The following is a 24,974-nucleotide window of genomic DNA, read 5'->3' on the forward strand; positions in this document are numbered from 1 at the left end:
GAGTCTAAGTATATTAGTATATGCTCACCAGTTATTACTTGTGGAATTAATAAAAACGATATCGATGCGCTACCAGTCCAGGTGAGTGCAGGGCGGTGACTCCAGTGGGAATAGCACGTGTCTGAAGACTCACCGGAAGTGGGTTTCTTCCGGAGAGGCTGAAGCCGTGCCCACGGAAAGCATCCGCCCGAAGCGATCCCGGACGGCGATTATTGCACATACTTGAAGAAAACAGCCGAGAAGTTAGTTCGCAGTTTCTTTCAAATATGATAAAAAGAAAATTTCCCTACTATGTTTTAACTTTTGTTGGCTAGGCTAAATAGTATGCATGAAACATCGGAAAAGCAGCGCATCACTAACCTGGATTAAATTTCTGTGCTATATTAGATAGTGGAAATATACGTTTAGAGGGAGATTGATACGATGGGAATACTGTCGTTTTTACTCGGACTTATAATCGTTTTAAATATTGCATTGGGTATTTCTATTGTATTTTTGGAAAGGAAAGATCCAACGTCTTCATGGGCATGGTTAATGGTATTACTATTTATTCCCATTGCTGGCTTTATCCTTTATTTAATTTTTGGTAAACCAATAAGCAATAGACGAATTTTCACCTGGGATAAGAAAAGCAGGCTGGGTGTGAAAACGACTGTTCAATCGCAGCTGCGTTCCTTGGAGGATGAGGATCTCCATTTTAATGATGAAGCAATGCAGGAGTATAGCGATCTGGTGTATCTACTATTAAGAAATGACGATGCTATTTTTTCACAAGATAATGCGGTAGAAATTTATACCGATGGAGAAGAAAAATTTGAAGCGTTGATTCAGGATTTGCAAAAGGCAAAAGACCATATTCATATGCAATACTATATTATGAGAAGTGACGAGCTCGGTCAGCGTTTAGCAGAGGTTCTCATAAAAAAAGCGAATGAGGGTGTTGATGTACGAGTGCTCTATGATGACATGGGATCACGTTCTTTAAAAAGAAGCTATGTAAAGCGATTAAAGAACGCTGGTGTTATGGTAGAGGCGTTTTTTCCTTCTAAGCTCATCATAAACTTTAAAATAAACTATCGAAATCATCGTAAGCTAACGATTATAGATGGGAAGATTGGCTATATTGGTGGTTTCAATGTTGGTGATGAATACCTCGGAAAAAGCAGGAAATTCGGATACTGGCGTGACACGCATCTACGTGTAATGGGGGAAGCTGTTCAAAGCTTACAGACTCGCTTTATTCTCGATTGGAATCAAGCATCCAAAAATGATATTCTATATGATGATCGCTACTATAACACGAGTACAAGTGGAGACGTAGGCGTTCAGATTGTTTCAAGCGGTCCGGATACAGAATGGGAACAAATAAAAAATGGCTATATTAAAATGATTATGGCGGCAAAGGAATATATTTACATTCAAACACCTTATTTTATACCAGATGAAAGTGTGAAAGATGCATTGCGAATTGCTGCATTATCCGGTGTAGATGTGAAAATTATGATTCCAAATAAACCAGATCATCCATTTGTGTACTGGGCAACGTTGTCCAGTAGTGGAGAACTATTAACGGCTGGTGCAGAGGTATTTATTTATCAAAACGGTTTTCTCCATGCGAAAACAATTGTCGTCGACGGGAAAATTGCATCAGTAGGGACTGCAAACATTGATGTTCGCAGCTTCCGTCTCAATTTTGAAGTAAATGCATTTTTATATGATACCGAAATAGCTGATCGGCTAGTTCAAAAATTTAACAATGATATTAAATTATCGACACAAATGACGAAGAAGCTGTATGATCAAAGAACAATCGGCATCCGATTTAAGGAATCAATTTCTAGACTAATTTCGCCAGTGCTATAGTACGTTCCCAAAAGAAGCAGTAACTTATAGTAAATGGCAAGTCATCGGGAGGATAAGAATATGGAAGCAAAACCATGCTCAAACTCATTAGCAATTAAAACAACACACGTACTTCCGCCAGATACAAATGCTTTTGGTACATTATTTGGTGGAAAGTTAATGGCGCATATCGATGATATAGCAGCAATAGCTGCCGTGAAGCATGCAAGGAATCCTGTTGTAACTGCATCAACGGACTCGGTTGATTTCCTGGCACCTGTAAAAGTTGGCTATTCGATTTCAATCGAGGCATTTGTTACATGGACACATCATACATCGATGGAAGTTTTTGCGAAAGCAGTAACAGAAGATTTAGTAACAGGAGAAAGAAAGGTCAGCGCGACCGCGTTTATGACATTTGTAGCTATTGATGAAAATGGAAAACCTGTCCCTGTACCATCTGTTTATCCAGAAACAGACTTAGAAAAAATGCTCCATGAAAATGCAGCATTACGTGCTAAGCGCAGGGGAGAAAGAAGACGACATTCTCAAGATCTCGCCAAAACCTTTGGTACAAAATACGCAATGGAATAAAAAATTGAGTCAGGCATAATGAAAAAAGGCTGTTGCAAGCGCGACAGCCTTTTTTCATTAGTCTTTTAGCTTTTCAGTATCTTCTTCAACCTCATCAGGGCTAACATGGTCATCAGCCCAAGATTGAATTTCCTTAATTACTGGTTCTAAGTCTTTCCCTTTTTGAGAAAGAGAATATTCAATTCGAACAGGGAATTCAGAATAAATATTCCGCTCCACAATTCCTTCTTTTTCAAGTAGTTTTAGTCGATCGGACAGCAGCCTGCCGCTAATTGGCAAATCAGCTTCCATCTCGGAGAAGCGTTTTGTTCCCTTTAATAATTCAAATAAAATTAAACCAACCCAGCGTGTACTAAGGAGCCCCATCGCCTTTTCAAAACGTGGACATAATTTCTCCATTATGATCACCTCATTCCTATACGATCATTTCAATTTGCTTTATATTAAAACATTACAGTGATTACAAAAAGTAACTTCTATACTATTATAATATCATAAACTGCTAATACCGTAAATAGAACTGACCTCGCGTACTGTTACCGGTAGATAGGAATTTGAAAATGAAGAAGGTTATTTTGGCAATTTTCGGTTGATTATGGAATAATGACTATATGGTACATTCATCCCAGTAATAAAAGACATACTATTTAAAAAGTAATGACTTTTAGGTGAAGCCATTATCTGAAATAATCTTGGAGGTTTGAATTATGGTTAATCAAAAAACACAAGAGAAATATGCAGAATTAGCATTACGCACAGGTGTTAATTTACAAAAAGGGCAAGCATTAATGATTAACGCACCACTTGAAGGAGCAGATTTTACAAAAATCGTTGCTCATAAGGCTTACGAATTAGGTGCGAAAGATGTTCATATTAACTGGGTCGATGACGAATTGACTTTATTAAAGTATGAAAACGCTCCAGATGAAGTTATTGAACATTTCCCGGAATGGCGAGTGAAGCTTCATGATACATTTGCAGAAGATGGAGCGGCGATATTACACATTCGTTCAACAAACCCTGATTTATTACAAAATATTGATCCATCACGTGTTGCGAAAGCAAACAAAGCTGCAGCAGAAGCAATGATTAATTTCCGTAACTATACAATGAACGACAAGATCCCTTGGTCCATCATTTCAATTCCATCAGGTGATTGGGCACAGAAAATTTTCCCTGATAAGTCAAAAGAGGATGCAGTGGAAAGCCTTTGGGAAGCTATTGTAAACATTGTGCGTGTAGATCAGGAAGATCCAATTGCCGCATGGGATAAGCATAATGCAACATTAAAAACAGCACGTCAGGTTTTGAATGGGAAAAACTACCAAAAACTGATTTTCAACGCACCTGGAACGGATCTGGAAATGGAGCTTCCACAAGGACATATTTGGAAAGGCGGATCTGCTGAAGCAGAAACAGGTGTTACATTTAATCCAAATATCCCAACAGAAGAAGTTTTCTCTATGCCGCATAAATATGGTGTCAATGGAACAGTAGCGAGCACCAAACCTCTTAACTACGGTGGTAGCTTAATCGATAATTTCAGCCTGACTTTTAAAGATGGTAAAGTTGTTGATTTTAAGGCGGAAAAAGGGGAAGAAGTACTAAAGCATCTGCTTGACTCGGATGAAGGAGCGCGCAGATTAGGAGAGATTGCATTAGTTCCAGATGAATCTCCAATATCCCAATCAGGATTAGTTTTCTACAACACATTATTTGATGAAAATGCATCTTGTCATATCGCTTTAGGAAAAGCATATCCAACGAACTTGGAAGGCGGTTCTAAAATGAGTGCAGAAGAACTTGATAAACATGGTGTCAATGATAGCTTAATCCACGTTGACTTTATGATTGGTTCTGCGGACATGAATATTGACGGTGTAAAAGCAGATGGAACAACAGAAGCAGTATTCCGCAATGGAACATGGGCTTTAAATGTAAAAGGTGAATAAATAATAAAAATCCAGCGCTCGCATAAGCGCTGGATTTTCACTTGTCCAGGAAAGTATCCCAATGCTATCGCTCGAACCTGCCATCTATCTATGACACCGTCCTACCAAATAAAGCACCATCTATCCATTCTATGACACCAATCTGCCAAATAAAGCACCACCTATCCATTCTATGACACCGTCCTACCAAATAAAGCACCATCTATCCATTCTATGACACCAATCTGCCAAATAAAGCACCATCTATCCATTCTATGACACCGTCCTGCCAAATAAAGCACCAACAATTCACGTTACCACACACTGACCTACATCAACTCATTCTTAACCAACACAGCTTTAATTTTCGTATAATCATATTCCTCTGGCAGCAATTCTTTCAACGGCTTTAGCTTTGGTTCCTCAAGCTTTTCATGAGCTGCAAGTACAACTTCTTCTTCTTGATTATTAAAAAATATCCCCCATGCTAGTGGATAGCCATCTTGGACAGCTTTAAAAATATGATTCTCAATCGTCATTTTAGAATAACCTCGAATAGTTGCGATATCTTTCAATGATTTCCCCGATTGGAACATCTGGTAGCTGATTAAGTGACTAGGTCGGTCATCTGCAGTTTTCTTTTCCTTCGATTTCGCTGAGCTAGTATCTCCAATTCTAATTTTCTGTTTGACATCTGGATGTTCTGCACGCCAATCTTGAATAATTGCTAAAAATTCCTCGCCATACTGTTCGTATTTCTTTTCACCAATTCCTTTGATTTCAAGCATATCCTCTCTATCCGTAGGGAAATAACGGCTTAGCTCCTTTAATGTAACATCGGAGAAAAGGACATATGGCGGCACATTTTTCTCGTCGGCGATTTGTTTTCGTAATGCACGTAATCTTGCAAATAGATCTTCTTGGTAATCCGCATCCTCGTTCGTTGGAATTGGTGCAGTGAACATTTCAACAGGACGTTTTCCTTTTAAAACATCCACTGAATTTTGGTTCAACCGTAATGTTGGGTATTGCCCCTCCTCGGTTGCAAGTAGCTGTTCTGCAATCATGAAGTGTATCCGTTCCGTTAATTCCTTCTCTGTATACGCAGAAAGTATCCCATAGGTTGTAATTTGATCAAGGCGAAAATCGCGCAGCTTTTTATCTTTGGATCCCTTTAGAACCTTTGCTGTCATTCCGACACCAAAGCGCTCACCCATTCGCTTCACACAGGAAAGAATCATTTGTGCTTCTTCGGTAATGTCCATTTTTTCCTGGCGTTCGACACAGTTACTACAACGATTGCAGGATCCTTTTATTACCTTTTTATCAAAATAATCGAGTATAAATGACGTCAGACAGCCATGGGTATGACAGTAGTTAATCATTGCTTGCAATTTCCGGTATTCGTTCTGTTTCGAAGCTTCATCCATTTGGGACTGCTCAATTAAAAACTTCTGCAGCTGCACATCCTGTGGAGAGAAGAGGAGAATACAATCACTTGGTTCTCCATCACGGCCTGCACGACCTGCTTCCTGATAATACGATTCAATGTTCATTGGCATTGCATAGTGAATGACGTAGCGAACATTCGATTTGTCGATCCCCATACCAAAAGCATTCGTGGCAATCATAATCGATTTCTCATCATGGATAAATGCAGCTTGTGCTTCCTTTCTTTCTTGTTCCGTTAAACCTGCGTGATATTTAGAAACAGAAATCCCGCGCTTCGTCAGTTGATCATATAATGCATCTGCTTGCTTTCGTGTGGCAGTATAAATAATGCCGGATTCCTCCCGGTGCTCTTCTAAAAACGACCGAATGTAAGATTGCTTGTCCTTTCCTTTTACGAGATGAAAGGAGAGGTTTTCTCGTTCAAATCCGGTATTCACTACATGATCATCCGCTATATACAGCAATTCTTGAATGTCATGAATGACCTCTTCTGTAGCTGTTGCAGTTAATGCAACGAATACAGGAATGTTTGATAGCTTTTTCAAATTAGGAACGATTGAACGATAGCTTGGTCTAAAGTCATGTCCCCATTGTGATATACAGTGGGCTTCATCAAATGCTACAAGTGCTAATGGGATACGTTTAATCACATTCACAAATGTCATAGATTCAAAGCGTTCTGGTGCCACATAAACAAACTTATAACGACGGTTTGCAACATCACGTAATCGGGCTTGTTGTTCTCCGGTAGAAAGGGAGCTGTTAATGTAGGTGGCAGGGATACCTAAAGCTTGTAGAGCATCCACTTGGTCTTTCATAAGAGAGATTAATGGGGAAATGATAATAGCGGTCCCGTCCATCGACATACCAGGGATTTGGTAGCACAGTGATTTACCACCACCGGTTGGCATCACAGCAAGGGTATTATGTAGTTGTAAAATATGATTTATTGTTTGTCCTTGCCCTGGACGAAATGTTTCGTAGCCAAAATAAGTTTGTAGAATTTTCTCTTCTTTTACTAGCGTCATTAGGGAGCCTCCTTTTCATAAAATGTAAGTGCTGCAAAGGTATGGCCTAAAGGCCGTTGAACAGAATCAAAAATTTACGGGCTGTCTTTACAACAAGGGGATGACACAAGGTCCTCCCTCGCGTTTCTATCTTTTTCACTCTTACAGCCCGTTAATCTGTGACAGATTTATTCTTATCCTAACATATTTTCGATTGGACTGTCAGTAGTAGAGGTGGAGATTACATGCCTTATCAAAGGCACTCGTACCCGTATCCATAGTCATCCCATCGCCCCTTAAAAAAGCTGAGCTTAACAGATCAACTCCTCCATTTGTCAACGAATAGTCCAATCAGGCCTCCGACAATTGCTGGAACAACCCACCCTAGTCCTAAGGAGAAGAAAGGGAGAACCTCCATATATTTAGTCATCGCTTGCAGCTTGAATCCAAATGCGGTTAGTCCATCATATAGACTAAAGAGAGCTGTTAGGAGAACTGCGCAGCGATAAACGGCTTTTGCGCCACCGAATAACCTATCTAAAAATGTAAGAAGAATGAGGACAATCGTTATTGGATAAATAAATACGAGCACTGGAACAGAGTAGTTAATAATTGTATTCAGTCCTTGGTTTGCAATTAGAAAGCTCAAAATTGTGACAGTTAAAATAACCCATTTATATGGGATCTTTGTCGTTTTTGAGAAAAATTCTCCGGAAGCTACGACAAGCCCAATGGATGTGGTGAAGCATGCTAATATAACGATACATCCAAGTAATAATGTTCCGAAATTACCAAAAATAATGCTCGCTGCACGGGATAAAATTTCTCCGCCATTTGTAAATTCCCCATTAATAGCCATCTTACTTCCGATCCAGCCAAGTGAGCTATAAACAACGATTAAGCTGATACCTGCAATTGCGCCAGCTTTCAAAGTAGATTTTACTAAGGCGTTTCGAGTTGTTATGCCTCTCTCTTTAAACGCATTTACAACGAGTATGCCAAATGCAAGAGCTGCAATCGCGTCCATCGTCAAATACCCTTCCATAAAACCTGTAAAAAAGGGTCCGTTTTGATATTTTTCAGTCGGAGTAGTTAAGGCAGTGTCTAAGGTGAGAAAACTGCCAACACTTAATCCAATAATAGCAATTAATAGAATTGGAGTAAGATACTGACCGATTTGATCCACCATTTTCGATGGATTGATGCTAAATAAAAAAACAAGTACAAAGAAAATAACTGTAAAAATAAATAATGGAATTGGTGAGCTCTCATTTGTAAATGGTTCAATACTCATTTCGTATGCAACTGTAGCTGCCCGGGGTATTCCAAAAAACGGGGCAATTGCCAGATAGATAATAGAAGTAAAGATCAAACCGAACAATGGGTGAACATGATCCGATAATTCCCTTGCATCATTTTTAACAAAAGAAATAGCAGTTACTGCAAGAATGGGTAGTCCAACTCCAGTAATAATAAAGCCAATTATTGCAGTCCAGTAAGCAGTTCCTGCGTCAATCCCTAATGTTGGTGGGTATATTAAATTGCCCGCTCCAAAGAATAAGGCAAAGAGCATAAAACCAATCGTGAATGTATCTTTATTCATAACATAAAGCCTCCGAGATATATGAGTAAATTAATTAATCTTCCTGATTTTGTCGTTGTATTTTGAAAATTCGTCTCGTTATCAGATGATTTAAATAAATGTTTTTGCAAATTTTGCAACGAGAATCATCGTAACAAGACTGTTAGTACTTGTCAATGTTCGATGTCAATTGTTGTAGAGGACCAGTTTAGAAATGATTTTGTAAAACGTTTTATACATCTAACATATAACTTGCATAGACGATGCAACATTTTATAACCAGCATATATTTCCCATTATTTACTAAAAACGCTCAAATCATTTACATTTCATGGATACATCTATAAAATAACGTTTATAAAATTTGCTTAGGGGGGTTGAGATGGTTCCTTCATTGTTATTTGAAATCATGATCATTGGTTTACTTGGAATTGGATCACAATGGGTAGCGTGGCGTTATCGATTACCTGCGATTGTTGTAATGGCCATTACGGGATTATTAGTTGGTCCAATTTTTGGATTTATAAACCCTGAGGAAAGTTTTGGTCCGATGTACAGTCCGATTATTTCGGCGGCGGTTGCAATTATTCTCTTTGAAGGGAGCTTGAACCTAAGCTTTAGCGAGCTGCGTGGTGTAGGAAAATCGATTTTCCGAATATCAACAGTCGGCGCATTTATTGCCTGGATCCTTGGGTCTTTAACTGCTCACTATGTTGCAGGTCTTTCTTGGGCGGTAGCTTTTGTTATTGGTGGATTGTTTATTGTAACTGGTCCAACTGTCATTATGCCGTTGCTCAGACAGTCAAAATTAAAAGCAAGACCTGCTAAAGTTCTGAAATGGGAAGGAATTATCGTTGATCCAATTGGTGCATTACTTGCAGTCTTTGCTTTTGAAATCATCACATTTATTACGGCAATTGACCCTGATGGTACACAGCTTCTTATGTTTTTCGCAGCTTCCTTATTTGCGATTATTCTTGGTTGGGCGCTGGGACGTGGTCTTGGATGGATGTTTGAAACAGGACATATTCCTGAATTCCTAAAATCACCGGCAGTGGTTGTCGTTGTTATCTTTTGTTTTACAGCTGCAGATGAAGTCATGCATGAAACAGGGCTTTTATCTGTGACAGCAATGGGAATAACACTAGCTAATATGGGGATTAGTTCAATCTCTGATATGCGCCATTTTAAAGAAAATATCTCTGTGCTGCTCATATCAACGATTTTTATTATGCTTACAGCTTCCTTGGAAATGGACACGATTCTGCATATATTCAGTCCAAATATTATTGGGTATGTTCTATTAATGATGTTTGCTGTTCGTCCATTGTCCATTTTTATAGCTACAATTGGTACAGGACTATCTTTTAATGAACGGGCACTTGTTGGTTGGATTGCTCCGCGTGGGATTGTTGCATTGACGGTATCAGGCTATTTTGCAACTGTTCTAGCTGACGCGGGATATGAGGATGCTTCCATTTTAACAACATTGACGTTTGCACTTGTTATCTTTACAGTTTTGGCCCATGGATTTTCCATTGGCTGGCTGGCGAAGAAATTAGATTTATCGATGACAGGCAATCCTGGTGTGCTGCTTGTTGGCAGTAATCCATTTACAATTGAATTATCCAAATCCTTAGCGAAGGTAAATGTACCAGCAATGATTATTGATTCATCCTGGGAACATTTAAGTATAGCAAGAAAGTCGGGTGTACCCTTTTATTATGGAAATATGCTCTCTGAACAAACGGAACATCATTTAGACACGATTCCGTATGAATACCTGCTTGCCGCGACTGATGACCGAGCATTTAACTCTTTAATCTGTACGACATTTCTGCCAGAATATGGCAGGACAAATGTGTTTAAGGCGAGTCCTTACAACCAGCTTGACAATGGCTATGCAAAAGGAGTCGTTTCCAAGGTAGGTGGAAGAATCTTATTCGATAAGAAATTTCCGCTCGAAATCTTGATTGGAAAAATTGAGAGTGGTTATGTATTCCGTCAAACAACATTGACAGAGCAATTCAACTTTGAAGCGTACAAAGCAGAAAAGGATCCTTCAACTATTTTCTTATATTTAATCAAGCCTTCAGGACAATTGAAGTTTTTCTCTGAGGAAATGCGTACTGTTCCTGCAATAGGTGACAAAATCGTTAGCTTAACTCCACCAACAAAGGAGCAAGCAAAAATTCAAGCAAAATTGGAAAGTAATCGAACGTTAAACGAGTAAAAAGGGAGGGAGGAGAGCGTAATATGCTCTCCTCCCTATTACGTTCGCCTCTTGCTTACTCATCTATTTCGTCTAGCTGGCGGTTCACCTCAGCGATTTCACCCTCCAGCCGGATTAACTGTTCTTCAGCAGAGGATACTCTGCCTTTGACATATTCCAACTTGTCCATGTCACTCTGAATCCGAACATAATCGGATTTTAATTCATCCAGTTTTGCTAGCAGCTGCAGCTTTGTCATGAATCATCCCCCCTTTGATCTGATGTGTTTATTATAGCAAAAACAGCGACTGTATTTTTTATTTCGTTAATAAAAATGAATAGATTATAATCCCTTTGCGTAGAATGGTATAGCGTATTGAAAAAGATTTCCTCTGCTAATCATTGGGAAGTATGTGCAAAAGCTATTAATCTAATGATTTTTGGGAGAATTTCCTGTACAAGCTTTCTTCAAAAAATGACTTCCAGATATTATGATAAAGAGTTATAGTATAAAGCAGAAAAGTATGCTAAAATTTTGACATATATAATGGTATGGGGGTAATGATGTGAGTAATTGGGAAGCAATCTTTCAAAAATGGGACTCATTTGAAGGTCTCGATAAGGATTTAAAAACAGAATTACATACAATTAAAGATAATAAGCATGCACTAGAAGACGCATTTTATAAAGAATTAACATTTGGTACCGGTGGTATGCGAGGTGTCCTTGGTGCCGGTGTTAATCGAATGAACATCTACACGGTTAGAAAAGCTGTTAATGGGCTTGCGAACTATTTATTAGCAAACCAAGTTAATGTCCGTGATAGAGGTGTTGTTATTGCCTATGATTCCAGAAATATGTCAAAAGAATTTGCAGTCGAATCGGCGAAGGTACTTGGTTCCTATGGAATTAAAACACATATTTTTGAATCGTTACGCCCAACACCACTTCTTTCTTTTGCTGTTCGCTATTTGCGAACTGTTGCAGGAATCATGATTACTGCAAGTCATAATCCTCCTGAGTATAACGGATTTAAAGTATACAATGAAACTGGTGCTCAAATTGTTCCAGAAGAGGCAAATCTAATCATTGAGTCAATTCAAAAGACGAAAGATGAGCTGACAGTGCCATTTTTAGAAAAGGAAGAACTAGAAGAAAAAGGTCTTCTAAATTGGCTGGGTTATGAAATTGATAATGCCTATTTGGAACGTTTGTATCATATGACGAAAATGAGCGAGGATGTCCATCAAAAAGAAAAAAACTTGCAGATTGTCTTCACCCCATTGCATGGAACGGCTTATAACCTTGTAACGAAAGGGCTTGAGCAACTTAATTTTCCGAAAGTAGCAATTGTGAAAGAGCAGGCAGAGCCAGATGCAATGTTCTCTACTGTTGCATCACCGAACCCGGAAGAGCATCAGGCATTTTCGCTGGCAATTGAACTTGGTAAAGAGACCGATGCAGATATTCTACTCGGTACGGACCCTGATGCAGATCGTTTAGGGGTAGCAGTTAAAAATAGTGCTGGTGAATACCAAGTATTAACAGGAAATCAGCTTGGGGCATTGTTGCTTGATTACATTTTATCTCATACAAATCCACAGGTCTACCAAAACCCACGTATGATTAAGACAGTTGTTTCAACAGAGCTTGGAAGAGCGATCGCAGAATCATATGATGTAAAAACGCTTGATACGTTGACAGGATTTAAATTTATTGGTGAGAAAATTAATCAATTTGACGCAACTGGTGAGACATTTATATTTGGATTTGAGGAAAGCTACGGTTACTTGATTAGCAGCTTTGCACGAGATAAAGACGCAGTTCAAGCTGCAATGATGGCAACTGAAATGGCTTATTATTGGAAGGAACAAGGAAAAACATTATTTGAGGCATTGGATGTTTTATTTGAGAGGCACGGTTATTTCTTGGAAGGAATGTCTTCCTTAACCTTAAAAGGGAAGGAAGGGTCGGAACAAATCGCTAACATTATGGATGCAATCCGCTCCAACCCACTAAAAGAGATTGCCGGAATAAAAGTTGAACAAGTAGAAAACTATTTAACGAGCGAACGTATGCTAATGGCAGAAGCAAGAAAAGAAACAATTGATTTGCCCCAGGAAAATATGATGAAATTTATTTTGGAGCAAAATGCATGGGTTTGCTTACGTCCATCTGGTACAGAGCCGAAAATCAAATGCTATTACGGTGTATGTGGTAAGGATAAAGAAGATAGTGAAGCAAAGCTAACTTCATTAAAAGAAACAATGGATCAGATTATTTCCGATATATTGGAAGGTAACGAATAATAAAGCTAGATTGGATAAGCTTTCTAAAAGTGAGATTGTTTATAAACAGATTAATATGGCATGTGACCTCTGTTCAAGGATAATACTGATTAACTTTCACTTTACTGGGAATTATAATTTTAGTGATATTCATAACATTGGTCAATGCTGTAAAGGTCAAAAGTCGTTGGTATAAAGCTGAGAAGCGCTTACGACTGCTAGTTGAACAATCTCCAGAGCGAAATTTGACATTTTGCGATAATTAGGGTTTAATATTAGTAACTTAATATTTCCTAAAGGGGAGTAGCTGTACAATTTAAGTCGTCATTACGAGATAATATCTCCGGCTTAATTGGCAATGAACGTTGTTAGCGAGACCTTTACCCATCGACAGGTAAAGGTCTCTTTTTGTGTGCTTTTCCTGTTGATGAGACTACATTTTAAGGAGAGAACACATGGGAACAGAATTGATTTTGGAATATTTATGGGTTTTAGTTGTTTTGATTGGTTTGGAGGGGCTTTTAGCTGCCGATAATGCATTAGTATTGGCTATTATGGTAAAGCATCTTCCGGAAAAACAACGCAAGCGAGCTTTGTTTTACGGATTGGCCGGGGCATTTGTTTTACGTTTTGGATCATTGTTTGTTATCTCGTTTCTTGTGGAGTTTTGGCAAGTTCAAGCATTAGGTGCTGCTTACCTGTTGATTATCGCCTTTCGGAATCTATATGGTAAATTTAGATCGAAATCCGAAGATGATAGTGAAAAAGGGAAAAAGGTTATTGAGCTTAATGAAAAAGGAGAGGCTTCTCCAAAGGAATTTTGGTTTACTGTTCTTAAAGTAGAGTTTGCTGACTTAGCATTCGCAGTCGATTCGATTCTTGCAGCAGTTGCACTAGCGGTAGCACTACCAGCAACTGGACTAGGTACAATTGGGAGTCTTGATGCCGGACAATTCGCTGTCATATTCGCTGGTGGTGTGATTGGTCTAATCATCATGCGCTTTGCGGCTAACATTTTTGTTGGCTTACTCCATAAACGACCAGCTCTGGAAACGGCAGCATTTGTAATTGTAGGTTGGGTTGGTGTGAAGCTAGCGGTCTTGGTAATGGCACATCCTGATATTGCATGGATTCCATACGAATTCCCGCATTCCACAATATGGAAAACATCTTTCTATATTATACTTGTTTTAATTGCGGTTGTTGGTTGGTTTGCTTCTAGTCCGAAAAAAGAAAAAGAACAAGAAGCTTAAGAACAAAAGCGCAAGCGCCCGGTTAGCGACGTACGGACTGCGCCCCGAACTCTGGGGTGGTTCGACGAGTCGAACATTCCTACGGAGGAGATTCACTCCAAAGTATAAGATGAACTATGACTTTCGCCGTTATGGGCGAAAAGTCAAGTTCATCTAAAAGGAAACATGCCCCTTTAGGGGTATGCCGATGTTAGGCGTAGCCTGGTTTTAGTCGGCATCCTTTTACCTAGAGTCGATGTTGACTTTCACCACAAGGGTATAAGTGCGACTAGGCCTCATGTCTTAGCCAGTCGGCAAGTCTTTTTTATCGTACGGAGGTGAGGGGAGTCTCGCTAGTCACTGGGAGCTGGATGTGGCTGTTTCGGTAACTAATTTATCCACAACATTCAAATTTTGTAATTTCCTAGATAATGAACAAACACTCCACTTCTTTTTTGGGAAGTGGAGTGTTTTTCTCTCGAATTAATTAATTCGTGCTATTATTCGCTGCATTGGTGGCTGCAGTAGTTGAAGCGATTGTAGCGATCATAACTGCCTGTTGTGCCTGCAGGATGGATTCTAATGTCGTTTGAAGAGTTGTTGCTGCTAGGCTCTTATTGTCAATTTTTTCATTTACGTAGAAGGAAACCGCTGTAATCAGATTCATATCCTTTTGCCATCGAAAGCTTTTTTCATTATTTAATTGATCAAACATCTGTGAAATCCCATGCATCTGAAATTGTTCTTCTGGCAGTAAACTTAGCATGCCAATAATAGGATAATACATTGGTTTTGGTCTGATACCAGCATCTCTAAAGCTATCCATTATTGTCGTAGTCCGGCTAACTAAACGATCAGCAGACGTGTCTGTATCCAATGAAAGAATATGACTTAGAAACTGCAGGTCATTCCCTTTTCGAAAACCGTTTTTACTTAATGATTCATAGTATCTTTCCATTTGTTCAATAATGTCATTGTGGTTTTCATATGCGAGCAATACAGCAAGTGGGTAATCACTTGCACTTGTGAGGAAAGGATGCTCTTGTTTCATGCCATCATAGATTTCCTTTGCTCGGGCAATCATTTGCTCCTCGTTATTTCTGTAATCGATATGAGTCAGCAATGTGGATGCAGCCAAATACGTGTAGACACCACTACTGAATTTAGCTTTTCTTAATTTATCATATAAAATGAAAAGGTTATTAATTTGATTTTCAGGACGATCAAATTTTATATCGAGTGTTGCTGCAGTTGTAAATCGTGAAGTAGACTTCATTGGTGAGAAAAAGCCAGCTCTCGCTTTTATACGATCAGCAAGCTGCAGAAATGCATCAAAGTGGAATTCTTTCTTGCTCATCACATAGATAGAAGCAATCGCCATTAAAGTCCGGCTATCGGATACCTTCCATTTCATTGCAGCGTATAGTTCGTTATAAACCGTTTTGTATTGGTTAATTTTTTCTGAATCCATCGATCATCCCGCCTTTCTTTTAAGGGGTATAGTAGTAATACGATTTACAACTGTAAAAGTTTCAGTAAATTTATGTGAATCCTGGCCCTAGTAAGTAAGATTCGTGATGAGGGGTTGACGAAGCGAAAGTTGCATTTGTTTTTGTTTCACTAAGAGCTTAGGTTAAAATGGAAATAAAGAGGTGATTGGAATGGCGGAGCATCATTTTCATTTAAATGCAAGCTGGCCTGGTGGACGAAATAGCCACGGATATATCGAAGCAGGAAATTTACAAACGAAGATTTCGATTCCGAAAGAGATGGATGGACCTGATATTGGGACCAATCCAGATGAAATGCTGCTAGGTGCTGCAGCGACATGCTATATCATTACATTAGCAGCAATGATAGAGCGTGCAGACTTACCACTTGACCATATGTCGCTGGAATCAGAAGGGGTTGTTGATGTAACGAAGGGTGTATTCACCTATAAAAAAATAATCCATCGACCAACCGTTTCTTTACAAGCTAGCGCTACTGATGAACAACGTAGAAAACTAAGTAAGCTTGTGGAGAAAGCAGAAAAAAGCTGTATGATTTCTCGGGCAATAAAAGGTAATGTTGAGATTGAATTAGAGGAAAACTTAATGTGATTTCTGAATGAAACAATCGCACCAATCTAAGATGGTGCGTTCTTTTATGTTTAAATGCCAAGTTAAGATCATAATAGGAATACTGTTGCTTGCTAGATGAAAGACTGATATAAATAGTGATCTTCACAAATAGAAAACTGATATATAAGTTAAAATGGCTGCTGTTTGTCATAGGCAAATTTTTAATTGGTATTCTTTCCATCATTCGCCAAGCTGATTACAAAGCTGCATCAATTTTTCACGATGCTTACAAACTATTAACAAATTGATGAAATCACTTCATTTTTTATGATTTTTTCATAAAAAAAGGGTAAAGTGTTTACTACAATGTAAACCGACATAATTAAGAGGGATGAGAAATGATGAAACGAAATTCGTTTTTTGACAATGCAAAGGTATTATTGATTTTTCTAGTTGTTTTTGGACATATTATACAGCCATTTATTAGTGATTCAAAAGGAATGAACACACTGTATATGTGGATTTACACGTTTCATATGCCGGCATTTATTTTATTGTCTGGATTCTTTGCGAAGGGTTCTGGAAACAAAGATTATATTTTAAAACTAGCAAAACGGTTATTAGTTCCATACTTAATCTTTCAAATCCTATACACCATTTATTACTTCTTTATTGGAAAAGAAGGCTGGCAAGCAGGGATTTTCTATCCGCATTGGTCACTGTGGTTCTTGTTTAGTTTGTTCTGTTGGCATATTCTGCTCTCCTGGTATAAAAAATTACCGGCTCTACTAAGTATTTCTCTAGCAGTGCTTGTTGGAATTATTGTGGGATATTTTGGTGAAATTGGGCATACCTTTAGTCTTTCTCGTACATTTGCTTTCTTTCCTTTCTTCCTCATCGGTTTCTGGCTAACGGAAAAGCAAGTAATGTGGGTGAAACATAGGCTGGTGAAAATTTCATCGGTTATCGTTATGACATTATTAGCGGTAGCAATTTACTACTTGCCTGATATTAATACAGGATGGTTACTCGCGTCCAGTTCTTATGGAGATTTAGGAATGGAACAGTATGGAGGAATTGCAAGGTTCCTATTTTATATTGTTGCTGCAGTGATGACAATTAGTATACTTGCTTGGATACCGCATATAAATCTAGGATGGGTTACGAAGCTTGGAACACGTACATTATATGTATATCTCCTTCATGGATTTATTGTTCAATTTTTCCGCCAAAATAATTACTTTGAGGTAAATGGGGTTATTGATGTTCTCGGGCTTGCAGCTATTTCAGCCTTAATTGTCATTGTGCTCTCCAGTAAGCCGGTTCTGCGCTTGTGGCAGCCGTTCATTGAAGGGAAAGTTACTTTATTGAAACAGACAATAAAAGGTGAAAGAAATAGAAGCACGACACAAACAGAAAGTTAAATGAAAATAATTGAAACTAAAACGACCATGGATCGTATGAGTAACTACCCCCCTTTTTAATAACATAAAAAGAAGCAGGCAATCGAGAATGATTGTCTGCTTCTTTTGTTTGTATCTTGTTTTCTAAAAGATAAAATGTGCAATCAGCGTTATAACTGGGAGTGTAATAATCGTACGCAGTAAGAAAATAATAACAAGGTCTATAAAGGTAACAGGAATCTTTGTTCCAAGTATTAATCCACCGACCTCAGACATGTAAATCAATTGCGTTACTGATAATGCAGCAATGATGAAGCGAGTAATTTCGGCTTCAATTGACGAACCAATAATTGCTGGCAGGAACATGTCGGCAAACCCAATCAGGATGGTTTGTGATGCTTCCTGTGCATGTGGAATTTGCATGAGTTCTAGCAATGGAATAAATGGTGCACCAATCCATTGGAAGAATGGTGTATATTCAGCGATTATAAGAGCAACCAGGCCAAATGCCATTACAACTGGGGCAACACCCATCCACATATCAAAAATGTTCTGTACGCCTTCTTTAATAAAGTTTGTGAAGCTCGTTTCTTTTTTCGCGCGATTTAATGCATTTTTATAGCTATATGTCAAAATACTTTCGCCGGCAGGGATTGCTTCTTCTATTGGCTCAGCTGATTCATTCATATACGTATCCGGCTTTCTTGATAACGGAGGGATTCGCGGCATAATTAAAGCGGCTACTCCACCAGCTATAACAATTGTAATATAAAATGGAATAAACATATGTTCAAGGTTTACTTCTGTTAAAACGACTAAGGAAAACGTGATGGATACGATGGAGAATGTTGTACCAACTACTACTGCTTCGCGTTTTGTATAAAGTCCAGCTTCATATTGTTTACTTGTAAGCAAAACACCGATTGTCCCATCGCCAACCCAGGAAGCAAGTGCATCCACAGAAGAACGGCCGGGAAGCTTAAACAACGGGCGCATTATTTTGGTCATTAACGTTCCAAAAAGTTCCAATAAACCGAAGTTCGTTAATAAAGGCAGGAACAACCCAGCAAATAGAAAAACAGCAAATAATACATGGAGTAAGCTGCCTAATAGAGTTTGCCCCGTAGTTTCCCCGTGAATTGCTTCAGGACCGAGCTGAAAAAAGACCATAATCGCAAAAACTGCTGCAAGTACTCTTGTTATTGTCCAAAAGATACTTGTATAAAATAATTGCTGAAAAAAAGGTGTTTTTCCAAATGCTTCTTTCCCAGCTATTTTCGCAATCAACGTCATCACAGCTGTTATGACAATAATAACCATCATGATGGCAGAAAGCTGATTTTCAAGCAATGTTTGTACCCAATTTGCTAAAATTGCTATTGGTATTGTAACTCCATCCGCTGTTTTAATTGGAATGATAAAGATAAATACTCCAATCAGCGAAGGGATAATAAATTTAAAATGATCGATCAATCGATAATTTCTCATAATAACCTCCAAAAAACTCATACCCTAATTTAATATGGCTAAATCCAACTGTATGATTATACAACTTAACGGAAAAATATTCAATCCCGGTTTTAAGGTGATCGAAAGATACGCTTTATTTCCCCCATTATACCTTCATTGTAACAATCTGCGCACGATCATACCATTATGGATTATAAACCATTTAAATGGGCTCATCGCTCAGTTTCTCAGCCTTTGACCTCAACGGCAGTCCTCACCCAAAGAACTCAATTTCGCACGATTCACTAACTAATATATCTAATCACCCCCTTCAAAATGGATTGCCTATCAGCAATGTCTGTTCCTAATATTCCCACATATAACAAAAATCTTAACCTACCTGCTCATTCTGTACAAACGAATCATAATTCGATATCGTTAAAAGTAATAAGATGATGTTGTTCGGGGTAAAAGAATGATGAGGTGTTATATGTGGCTAAGACATTCAAATACAATTCGATTTATCGGTGTACTGTAATCGTATTCATGGCAGTAAAATTTATAATTAAGATATATTTCTTTTATTTTCGAAATAAAATATGGGATAAGAAGACTGTAGCACGATGGGATATAATGCTATCCGATATGGCAAGGGAGTACCGTGTCAAGGCTGAAAAGCTAGGTGGTATTCTGATCAAGCTCGGTCAATTTCTTAGTACGAGAACCGACTTTATGCCAGATATCTTTATCAAAGAATTGGATGATTTAGTGGATCGTGTACCACCAATGCCATATGAAGATGCAATAGCTACCATAGAGGAGGAATGGGGAACAGAAATGGCAACGCATCTGATGGCGTTTGAAAAAAAAGCAGTTGCATCTGCATCGATTGGTGACGTGTATCGTGCCATGCTAAAAGACGGATCAGCGGTGGCAATTAAGATACGGCGTAAACGCATTGAGGAAATTTTCCACAAGGATTTTGTAGCCCTGCGAATGGTCTTTTGGATCTTAAAGGTGTTTACGACATTTGGTAAAAAGGCAGATTTAAATGCATTATACAAAGAACTTGTACTTGTTATGAATCGTGAGCTTGATTATGAGCAAGAACTGGAATTTGGGGAATACTTTTATAAACGGTATAAAGATGATGGCAGCATACGAATTCCCAAATACGAAAATGAGCTGTGTACTGAAAAAGTACTCGTAATGGAATGGATAGAGGGGGCAAAAATAACAGATGTCGAATTTATGAGAAGACATCGCATTGATCGAGAGAGAACAACGAAAACGTTATTCGATCATTATATTGACCAGTTTCTTAATCCTGGGAAATTTCATGCTGACCCACATGCGGGAAACATCCGCATTCAGAAGGACGGTACAATCGCGATTCTTGACTTTGGGATGGTTGGTGAAATCAAAGTAGAGGATACGAAGCAATTTAAGCTGCTTGTACAAGGATTTATCATCGATAATTATGACATCGTTCTCTCATCTTTAGACAAAATGAACTTTATTTTGCCTAATGCAGACAAAAGAAAGCTGAAACGGGTCATTAAAGAAACTGTTGAGATGTACTCAGACGGATCGATGAAAAATATTGATTCAAAGGTAATGAGCCAGCTGAGCGAAGACATTAGTGTCATCATGCAAGACCAACCAATCCAATTGCCGGCAAATTATGCTTATTTGTTAAGAGCTGTTTCGATTGTCATTGGAATATTATTTGCTATCTATCCTGAAATGGATATAAAAAAATGGGCTGTGCCTAAAATTAAAACATGGTTCGGTAGAAAAAGTTTATTAGAATCTGTTTCCAAGCAATATGCAAAAAATCTGACCGAACCAATTTTATCGTATCCTCGTGCATTGCTTAGTTTTTTAGAAAGTGGGGAAAAGGATAGGAAATGGGATAAAGTAAAACATCATGTTCAATTAAAGCATCAATTTTATTTACTATTAGAGGTTCTTTCCTTTATGATGGTAGTAATAGCGATTGGCATATCCATTTGGGGATTTGTTGGAAGCATGAAACCGATGGCTGTCATTGGTCTTATCGTGTTAGGTATCTTTATCATTTTCTTGAACATAATTTTCGTAAGCCATTTGAGGATGATTAGAAGGGCAAAGGCTCAAGTAATTGATTCGTAAAGGATTGGCTTAAAACGTAAGATAAATCAGTATATAATATCTTGCTAGACTGGGCTAGCCCCCGGATTAATTTATCCACACAAAAAGCTAAAAAGTAAGGGAGTTGTTGAAAATGAGTGATTACTTAAAAAAAGGGTTTTTATTAGGTCTTGGTGCTGCTATTAGCGGTAAAGAGAAATTAGATCAAAAATTAAAAGAGCTTGTAGACAAAAATGAGCTAACTCAGGAACAAGCCAAAACTGTGATGAAAAATTTCATCGAAAAAGGTGAAATGAAAAAAGATGAATGGAATACTAAACAGTTTGAGAAAACGAAAAACATGGCTGACGAGTATGGGATTGCAACAAAAGAAGATATTAACGAATTGAGAGCACGCATCACGGAGTTAGAAGATAAATTGGATCAATTGAATTAATGCATACGGTGAACCGGCTATTAGCCGGTTCACTTTCAATTTAACGGCGAGAACGCTTGAGTTTAGCTAAAACCTACAAAGTATCTACGGATTGCATAATGGCAAGAAGTAGTAGATGGTTAGTTCCGACCCAGCTTATCCTGGGATAAGCTGTTGCCTGCTGTAGTTGATGAAAACGACTCTTACGATGTGTCGTAAAAAAGAGAGTGTCACCCATTTTCTTTGCGTTTCCATTTATTTAGTAGGAAACCCTCACTTCAAAAACGGACGTTTTAAGTGGCGGGAGGTTCATCTTAGCGAAAGATAGACAGATTATTCCTATATACGATTAATCGACACAATGGATAGTCCATTAATCAGTAAATTCTGTCTAATCTTAAATTTTTGTATTGATTCCTGTAATCAAATCCGTTATAATGAACGTGTAAACTTCAGTAGTACAGTATGTATAAAAGGAGTGTTGCGGTATGGAAAGCTTTTTTACGATAAGTAATGTTATGACTAAGAAGCTTGGCAGGAAGTTGCAGGACGAAGAATTGAAATTTTTGCAATGGATGTATGAACGCTATACCGAGGAACAACTGGAAACTGAAATAGAACATACAACAGAAGAAGCTCTGATTACATTAAATTCATAGCTAACAAAAGGTCTTGGGATTACCGAGGCTTTTTTTGTTGTTTGCATGCTGTAGATAACTTAGCCATCGAAACAGCACGTCCACGAAGCGCTAAAGCTGTAGCGTGACTTCCCTCACCTCATGACACAAAAAAAGCAGACTTGCCGGCTGCCAAGACAGGAGGCTTAGTCGCACTTATTCCTTGTGGTGAAATCGGGAATGGCCTCCAAGTAAGGATGGCTGATTAAAACCAGGCTACGCTCAACATCGGCAGGGCTATGTTTCCTTTTAGATGAACTTTTGCCCGTAGGAGCAAAAGTCATAGATCATCTTATAATTTGGAGTGAATCTCCTGCGTCGGAATGTTCGACAGGTCGAGCCACCCTAAAGTTCGGAGCGCAGTCCGTACGTCGCTATCCGAGTGCTTAGGCTGTTGCTCTTGTCATCGTGGATTTCTATTATCATATAAATAATCATGCTATAATGAGAACATCTGAGTAGGACAACGGTAATAAGGAGTGATAGCAATGGCAGTAGCGAACAATACCATTATAAAAAAGATGTTAAATGAATTATACCTTGCTAAAGAGAACCAGCATGAACAGGATCAGATGGTGGCGCATATCGCAAATGTGCGTTTATTATGTGACCTCTTTTTAGAGGGGGAACAGCCTGTTGTGAAACAGGAGAAGACTGGTTTTACCGATGCAGAAATTAAGGTCATGCTTGGTGAACAAAAGGTGGGCAATGACTCCTTACAGGTAAATAACCCCAAAAGTACAAAATTAGATGACGAGGGTGCGAATGGCAACTCGATTTTTGATTTTTAATGATTGAAGGAGGAACTTGAAAATGAAATTATTTTTACTGTTAGGCGCAATTAATGGATTTTTAGCAGTTGCGTTAGGTGCCTTTGGTGCCCATGGATTAGAAGGGAAGTTGTCGGAAAAGGCGATTGCGACATGGGAGAAAGCAGTTGATTATCAGATGTTCCATACGATGGCATTGTTTGTTACTGGTCTGCTTTTAGCAAAATTCCCAAATGTTAGCTCCCTTGCCGCAGCGGGATGGCTATTTTTAATTGGGATTATTTTATTTTCTGGAAGCTTGTACATTTATTCCTTAACATCGGTTAAGACATTCGCAATGATAACACCGATTGGTGGGGTTGCATTTTTAATTGGGTGGGTATTAATAGGAATTGCAGTGATGCGAAATTTATAAATGGAATAGTAGATAGGTAGTAAAAAGAAATAGTATGATTCCGCGAAGTACCTGTTTTCCTGCTTCAGCTGTGTGCCTTGTTTGTAGTAGAATCATCGCATCACAGATAATACTCAGTACGATAAAGTAGAATGCTAGAAACAAGATAATAAGATAACCGAGAACAAGTGCTGCAAGTCCAAATATTAAAGCAAGAAACAATGTAATTAATTCCATCTGAATGAATTTTCGATATGGATGTCTCATTAGAATCATCGCCTCACTTCATTAAAATGCGAGTGAACAATCTCGTTAAGCAAACGGAATAAAGGATGACCCGATGGAGGTGGAGTCATCCTTTTTCTGCTTGCTATGGTTAATCCTCACCCCCCAATCCTGAAAACGTTCAAACTGCCTTTTTATTTCAGTAAGTGATTTTTCAGTTTCTGTCCCAACGATTTATAACAAAAGATTAGCGTGGCGGATAGTTGGCAAACTGCTGCCCTCCACCATATGGATAATTATAATTAATTTCCTCTTCAAAGGTTACATAATCTAAATAAATCATAAGTAAAAGGTACCGTTCTCCTGTATTAGGATCACTTATAATAATATGGTCTCTTCCTGCGGCTTCGATAATGCCAGTAAATATTTTTGCATTCCATTCTGAATTATTTTCAAATGTCATGTAGAAGTTTGCTAGCTTTCCTCTGTTCAAACGCAAAATATTTTCGATATAAGATTGTTGTAAAGGTAGCATGCCGGGTATATCGGTTCCAGTTTGCTGTGTTTGTTGTGTTTGCTGTGGGCTTGGCTGCTGTGTTTGCTGGAATTGCCTCGTGTTGTAAACTGGATAATATGCTGGAGAAGTAGGTGGGTAATAATAGTATGGATAGCCTTGCACCTGGTATTGTGGTTGGCCGCTGTTCTCCTTTTCGCTCATAAAAAAACCTCCTGTTAATGAAATACTTTTCTGTTTCTTTTGGCCTTCTCGTATTACAGGAAAAGAGATTGATGCAATTGATCTCAGATTTTGTTTTACTAAACCAATCACAATTTTAACAAATGATCGATGTGCTTGATTTAGTTCCAGCCACTATTATCTGTAGACCCGTGGACAATCTTCCTGTGTTGGAGCATAAAAACAATGTGATTTGAATCTGCCGACGTTCCATTGATCGTACCATTGTGCTGGACAATCTCCTGCCGGCATAAAAAACCATAAAGAATTCGTTGCAGGATGCTGCCGTTCACCTTGGATAATGCGGCGTGCTAGTCGCTTATCGGATTCTCTCGCTCGTTGGTAGAAATATCCTTTCTGTGTTGCTTCAAAGCCACCTGGGCTTTGATATACCATGTCATTAATATTTCGTAACTGGGTAAAATCAAGACAATTGGAAATGACTCGATTAATTCCGGTATTTCCAACCATTAGCATTCCCAGTTCGCCATCCCCCTCAGCTTCTGCACGCATTAATCTGGCAAGCAGTGCTATATCATTTTCTGTATGTGCAACAAGAGCCATTGGTT

The 24,974-nt window shown here is 38.5% G+C and carries 22 protein-coding genes; 13 read left to right on the forward strand and 9 right to left on the reverse strand.

What is annotated here, in order from left to right; translation table 11 throughout:
* Positions 1–423 precede the first annotated feature (423 nt).
* On the forward strand, positions 424–1,863 hold the full coding sequence (gene cls / locus NYE61_RS16325; RefSeq protein WP_095307732.1) for a cardiolipin synthase: 1,440 nt from the start codon (positions 424–426) through the stop codon (positions 1,861–1,863).
* Between the two features lie 60 nt (positions 1,864–1,923).
* Positions 1,924–2,436: an acyl-CoA thioesterase gene (locus NYE61_RS16330; RefSeq protein WP_095307733.1), complete on the forward strand. Its 513-nt coding sequence runs from the start codon at positions 1,924–1,926 to the stop codon at positions 2,434–2,436.
* 57 nt (positions 2,437–2,493) lie between these two features.
* Here the strand turns inward: NYE61_RS16330 and NYE61_RS16335 are convergent, their stop codons facing one another.
* Positions 2,494–2,835: a helix-turn-helix domain-containing protein gene (locus NYE61_RS16335; RefSeq protein WP_095307735.1), complete on the reverse strand. Its 342-nt coding sequence runs from the start codon at positions 2,833–2,835 to the stop codon at positions 2,494–2,496.
* A 308-nt stretch (positions 2,836–3,143) separates the two neighbouring features.
* On the opposite strand from NYE61_RS16335, the gene NYE61_RS16340 reads away from it, so the two are divergent.
* A complete protein-coding gene (locus tag NYE61_RS16340; RefSeq protein ID WP_095307736.1) occupies positions 3,144–4,388 on the forward strand; it encodes an aminopeptidase in 1,245 nt (414 codons plus the stop codon).
* 308 nt (positions 4,389–4,696) lie between these two features.
* Here NYE61_RS16340 and recQ read toward each other — a convergent pair whose 3' ends face one another.
* Together recQ and brnQ are read right to left on the reverse strand one after the other, a co-directional pair.
* Complete coding sequence (gene recQ, locus NYE61_RS16345) at positions 4,697–6,847, reverse strand: DNA helicase RecQ (RefSeq protein WP_095307738.1); 2,151 nt, start codon at positions 6,845–6,847, stop codon at positions 4,697–4,699.
* A 298-nt stretch (positions 6,848–7,145) separates the two neighbouring features.
* A complete protein-coding gene (brnQ, locus tag NYE61_RS16350) occupies positions 7,146–8,429 on the reverse strand; it encodes a branched-chain amino acid transport system II carrier protein (RefSeq protein WP_303448380.1) in 1,284 nt (427 codons plus the stop codon).
* A 361-nt stretch (positions 8,430–8,790) separates the two neighbouring features.
* On the opposite strand from brnQ, the gene NYE61_RS16355 reads away from it, so the two are divergent.
* Complete coding sequence (locus tag NYE61_RS16355) at positions 8,791–10,641, forward strand: sodium:proton antiporter (RefSeq protein WP_095307741.1); 1,851 nt, start codon at positions 8,791–8,793, stop codon at positions 10,639–10,641.
* 55 nt (positions 10,642–10,696) lie between these two features.
* Here the strand turns inward: NYE61_RS16355 and NYE61_RS16360 are convergent, their stop codons facing one another.
* Complete coding sequence (locus tag NYE61_RS16360; protein ID WP_095307743.1) at positions 10,697–10,879, reverse strand: SE1832 family protein; 183 nt, start codon at positions 10,877–10,879, stop codon at positions 10,697–10,699.
* A 307-nt stretch (positions 10,880–11,186) separates the two neighbouring features.
* On the opposite strand from NYE61_RS16360, the gene NYE61_RS16365 reads away from it, so the two are divergent.
* Both NYE61_RS16365 and NYE61_RS16370 read left to right on the forward strand, forming a co-directional pair.
* Positions 11,187–12,929: a phospho-sugar mutase gene (locus tag NYE61_RS16365; protein WP_095307744.1), complete on the forward strand. Its 1,743-nt coding sequence runs from the start codon at positions 11,187–11,189 to the stop codon at positions 12,927–12,929.
* Positions 12,930–13,363: 434 nt separating this feature from the next.
* On the forward strand, positions 13,364–14,161 hold the full coding sequence (locus NYE61_RS16370) for a TerC family protein (RefSeq protein WP_303448379.1): 798 nt from the start codon (positions 13,364–13,366) through the stop codon (positions 14,159–14,161).
* Positions 14,162–14,627: 466 nt separating this feature from the next.
* Here NYE61_RS16370 and NYE61_RS16375 read toward each other — a convergent pair whose 3' ends face one another.
* The gene (locus tag NYE61_RS16375) at positions 14,628–15,611 is read right to left on the reverse strand and encodes a DUF4003 family protein (protein ID WP_339316030.1); all 984 of its coding nucleotides are present in this window, start codon (positions 15,609–15,611) and stop codon (positions 14,628–14,630) included.
* Between the two features lie 190 nt (positions 15,612–15,801).
* On the opposite strand from NYE61_RS16375, the gene NYE61_RS16380 reads away from it, so the two are divergent.
* Together NYE61_RS16380 and NYE61_RS16385 are read left to right on the forward strand one after the other, a co-directional pair.
* Entirely contained in the window at positions 15,802–16,242 is a 441-nt protein-coding gene (locus tag NYE61_RS16380) for an OsmC family protein (protein WP_095307747.1), read from the forward strand.
* Between the two features lie 362 nt (positions 16,243–16,604).
* Positions 16,605–17,627: an acyltransferase family protein gene (locus NYE61_RS16385; RefSeq protein WP_095307837.1), complete on the forward strand. Its 1,023-nt coding sequence runs from the start codon at positions 16,605–16,607 to the stop codon at positions 17,625–17,627.
* Positions 17,628–17,750: 123 nt separating this feature from the next.
* Here the strand turns inward: NYE61_RS16385 and NYE61_RS16390 are convergent, their stop codons facing one another.
* Positions 17,751–19,094 (reverse strand): YjiH family protein, encoded by a 1,344-nt coding sequence (locus NYE61_RS16390; protein WP_303448377.1) that lies wholly within the window; start codon positions 19,092–19,094, stop codon positions 17,751–17,753.
* A gap of 453 nt (positions 19,095–19,547) precedes the next feature.
* Here NYE61_RS16390 and NYE61_RS16395 point away from each other — a divergent pair, with 453 nt between their 5' ends.
* From NYE61_RS16395 to NYE61_RS16415, 5 genes are all read left to right on the forward strand, one after another.
* Positions 19,548–21,209, forward strand: coding sequence for an AarF/UbiB family protein (locus tag NYE61_RS16395; protein WP_303448376.1), 1,662 nt, complete (start codon positions 19,548–19,550; stop codon positions 21,207–21,209).
* 112 nt (positions 21,210–21,321) lie between these two features.
* Positions 21,322–21,624 (forward strand): hypothetical protein, encoded by a 303-nt coding sequence (locus tag NYE61_RS16400; protein ID WP_095307751.1) that lies wholly within the window; start codon positions 21,322–21,324, stop codon positions 21,622–21,624.
* Positions 21,625–22,091: 467 nt separating this feature from the next.
* On the forward strand, positions 22,092–22,262 hold the full coding sequence (locus tag NYE61_RS16405) for a hypothetical protein (protein ID WP_168927270.1): 171 nt from the start codon (positions 22,092–22,094) through the stop codon (positions 22,260–22,262).
* Positions 22,263–22,768: 506 nt separating this feature from the next.
* Positions 22,769–23,071 carry a YwdI family protein gene (locus tag NYE61_RS16410; protein WP_095307753.1) on the forward strand — a complete coding sequence of 101 codons (303 nt, stop codon included), beginning with the start codon at positions 22,769–22,771 and terminating at the stop codon, positions 23,069–23,071.
* 22 nt (positions 23,072–23,093) lie between these two features.
* Positions 23,094–23,465 carry a DUF423 domain-containing protein gene (locus NYE61_RS16415; RefSeq protein WP_095307755.1) on the forward strand — a complete coding sequence of 124 codons (372 nt, stop codon included), beginning with the start codon at positions 23,094–23,096 and terminating at the stop codon, positions 23,463–23,465.
* Here the strand turns inward: NYE61_RS16415 and NYE61_RS16420 are convergent.
* The 3 genes from NYE61_RS16420 to NYE61_RS16430 all read right to left on the reverse strand — a co-directional run bounded on the left by NYE61_RS16420 (position 23,460) and on the right by NYE61_RS16430 (position 24,969).
* Positions 23,460–23,681 (reverse strand): hypothetical protein, encoded by a 222-nt coding sequence (locus tag NYE61_RS16420; protein WP_339316034.1) that lies wholly within the window; start codon positions 23,679–23,681, stop codon positions 23,460–23,462. The genes NYE61_RS16415 and NYE61_RS16420 overlap by 6 nt on opposite strands.
* A gap of 235 nt (positions 23,682–23,916) precedes the next feature.
* Positions 23,917–24,387, reverse strand: a complete 471-nt coding sequence (gene gerQ, locus NYE61_RS16425; RefSeq protein WP_095307759.1) for a spore coat protein GerQ — start codon at positions 24,385–24,387, stop codon at positions 23,917–23,919.
* 156 nt (positions 24,388–24,543) lie between these two features.
* A complete protein-coding gene (locus NYE61_RS16430; protein ID WP_095307761.1) occupies positions 24,544–24,969 on the reverse strand; it encodes a cell wall hydrolase in 426 nt (141 codons plus the stop codon).
* Positions 24,970–24,974: the final 5 nt, after the last annotated feature.

This window comes from Oceanobacillus sp. FSL W7-1304 (assembly GCF_037969805.1).
In the GTDB taxonomy this organism is placed as follows: Bacteria; Bacillota; Bacilli; order Bacillales; family Amphibacillaceae; genus Oceanobacillus; species Oceanobacillus profundus.

Coding starts and splice junctions, on each gene's coding strand:
- cls (WP_095307732.1), top strand. CDS start 424: ATGGGAATACTGTCGTTTTTACTCGGACTTATAATCGTTTTAAATATT.
- NYE61_RS16330 (WP_095307733.1), top strand. CDS start 1,924: ATGGAAGCAAAACCATGCTCAAACTCATTAGCAATTAAAACAACACAC.
- NYE61_RS16335 (WP_095307735.1), bottom strand. CDS start 2,835: ATGGAGAAATTATGTCCACGTTTTGAAAAGGCGATGGGGCTCCTTAGT.
- NYE61_RS16340 (WP_095307736.1), top strand. CDS start 3,144: ATGGTTAATCAAAAAACACAAGAGAAATATGCAGAATTAGCATTACGC.
- recQ (WP_095307738.1), bottom strand. CDS start 6,847: ATGACGCTAGTAAAAGAAGAGAAAATTCTACAAACTTATTTTGGCTAC.
- brnQ (WP_303448380.1), bottom strand. CDS start 8,429: ATGAATAAAGATACATTCACGATTGGTTTTATGCTCTTTGCCTTATTC.
- NYE61_RS16355 (WP_095307741.1), top strand. CDS start 8,791: ATGGTTCCTTCATTGTTATTTGAAATCATGATCATTGGTTTACTTGGA.
- NYE61_RS16360 (WP_095307743.1), bottom strand. CDS start 10,879: ATGACAAAGCTGCAGCTGCTAGCAAAACTGGATGAATTAAAATCCGAT.
- NYE61_RS16370 (WP_303448379.1), top strand. CDS start 13,364: ATGGGAACAGAATTGATTTTGGAATATTTATGGGTTTTAGTTGTTTTG.
- NYE61_RS16375 (WP_339316030.1), bottom strand. CDS start 15,611: ATGGATTCAGAAAAAATTAACCAATACAAAACGGTTTATAACGAACTA.
- NYE61_RS16380 (WP_095307747.1), top strand. CDS start 15,802: ATGGCGGAGCATCATTTTCATTTAAATGCAAGCTGGCCTGGTGGACGA.
- NYE61_RS16385 (WP_095307837.1), top strand. CDS start 16,605: ATGAAACGAAATTCGTTTTTTGACAATGCAAAGGTATTATTGATTTTT.
- NYE61_RS16390 (WP_303448377.1), bottom strand. CDS start 19,094: ATGAGAAATTATCGATTGATCGATCATTTTAAATTTATTATCCCTTCG.
- NYE61_RS16400 (WP_095307751.1), top strand. CDS start 21,322: ATGAGTGATTACTTAAAAAAAGGGTTTTTATTAGGTCTTGGTGCTGCT.
- NYE61_RS16405 (WP_168927270.1), top strand. CDS start 22,092: ATGGAAAGCTTTTTTACGATAAGTAATGTTATGACTAAGAAGCTTGGC.
- NYE61_RS16410 (WP_095307753.1), top strand. CDS start 22,769: ATGGCAGTAGCGAACAATACCATTATAAAAAAGATGTTAAATGAATTA.
- NYE61_RS16415 (WP_095307755.1), top strand. CDS start 23,094: ATGAAATTATTTTTACTGTTAGGCGCAATTAATGGATTTTTAGCAGTT.
- NYE61_RS16420 (WP_339316034.1), bottom strand. CDS start 23,681: ATGGAATTAATTACATTGTTTCTTGCTTTAATATTTGGACTTGCAGCA.
- gerQ (WP_095307759.1), bottom strand. CDS start 24,387: ATGAGCGAAAAGGAGAACAGCGGCCAACCACAATACCAGGTGCAAGGC.
- NYE61_RS16430 (WP_095307761.1), bottom strand. CDS start 24,969: ATGGCTCTTGTTGCACATACAGAAAATGATATAGCACTGCTTGCCAGA.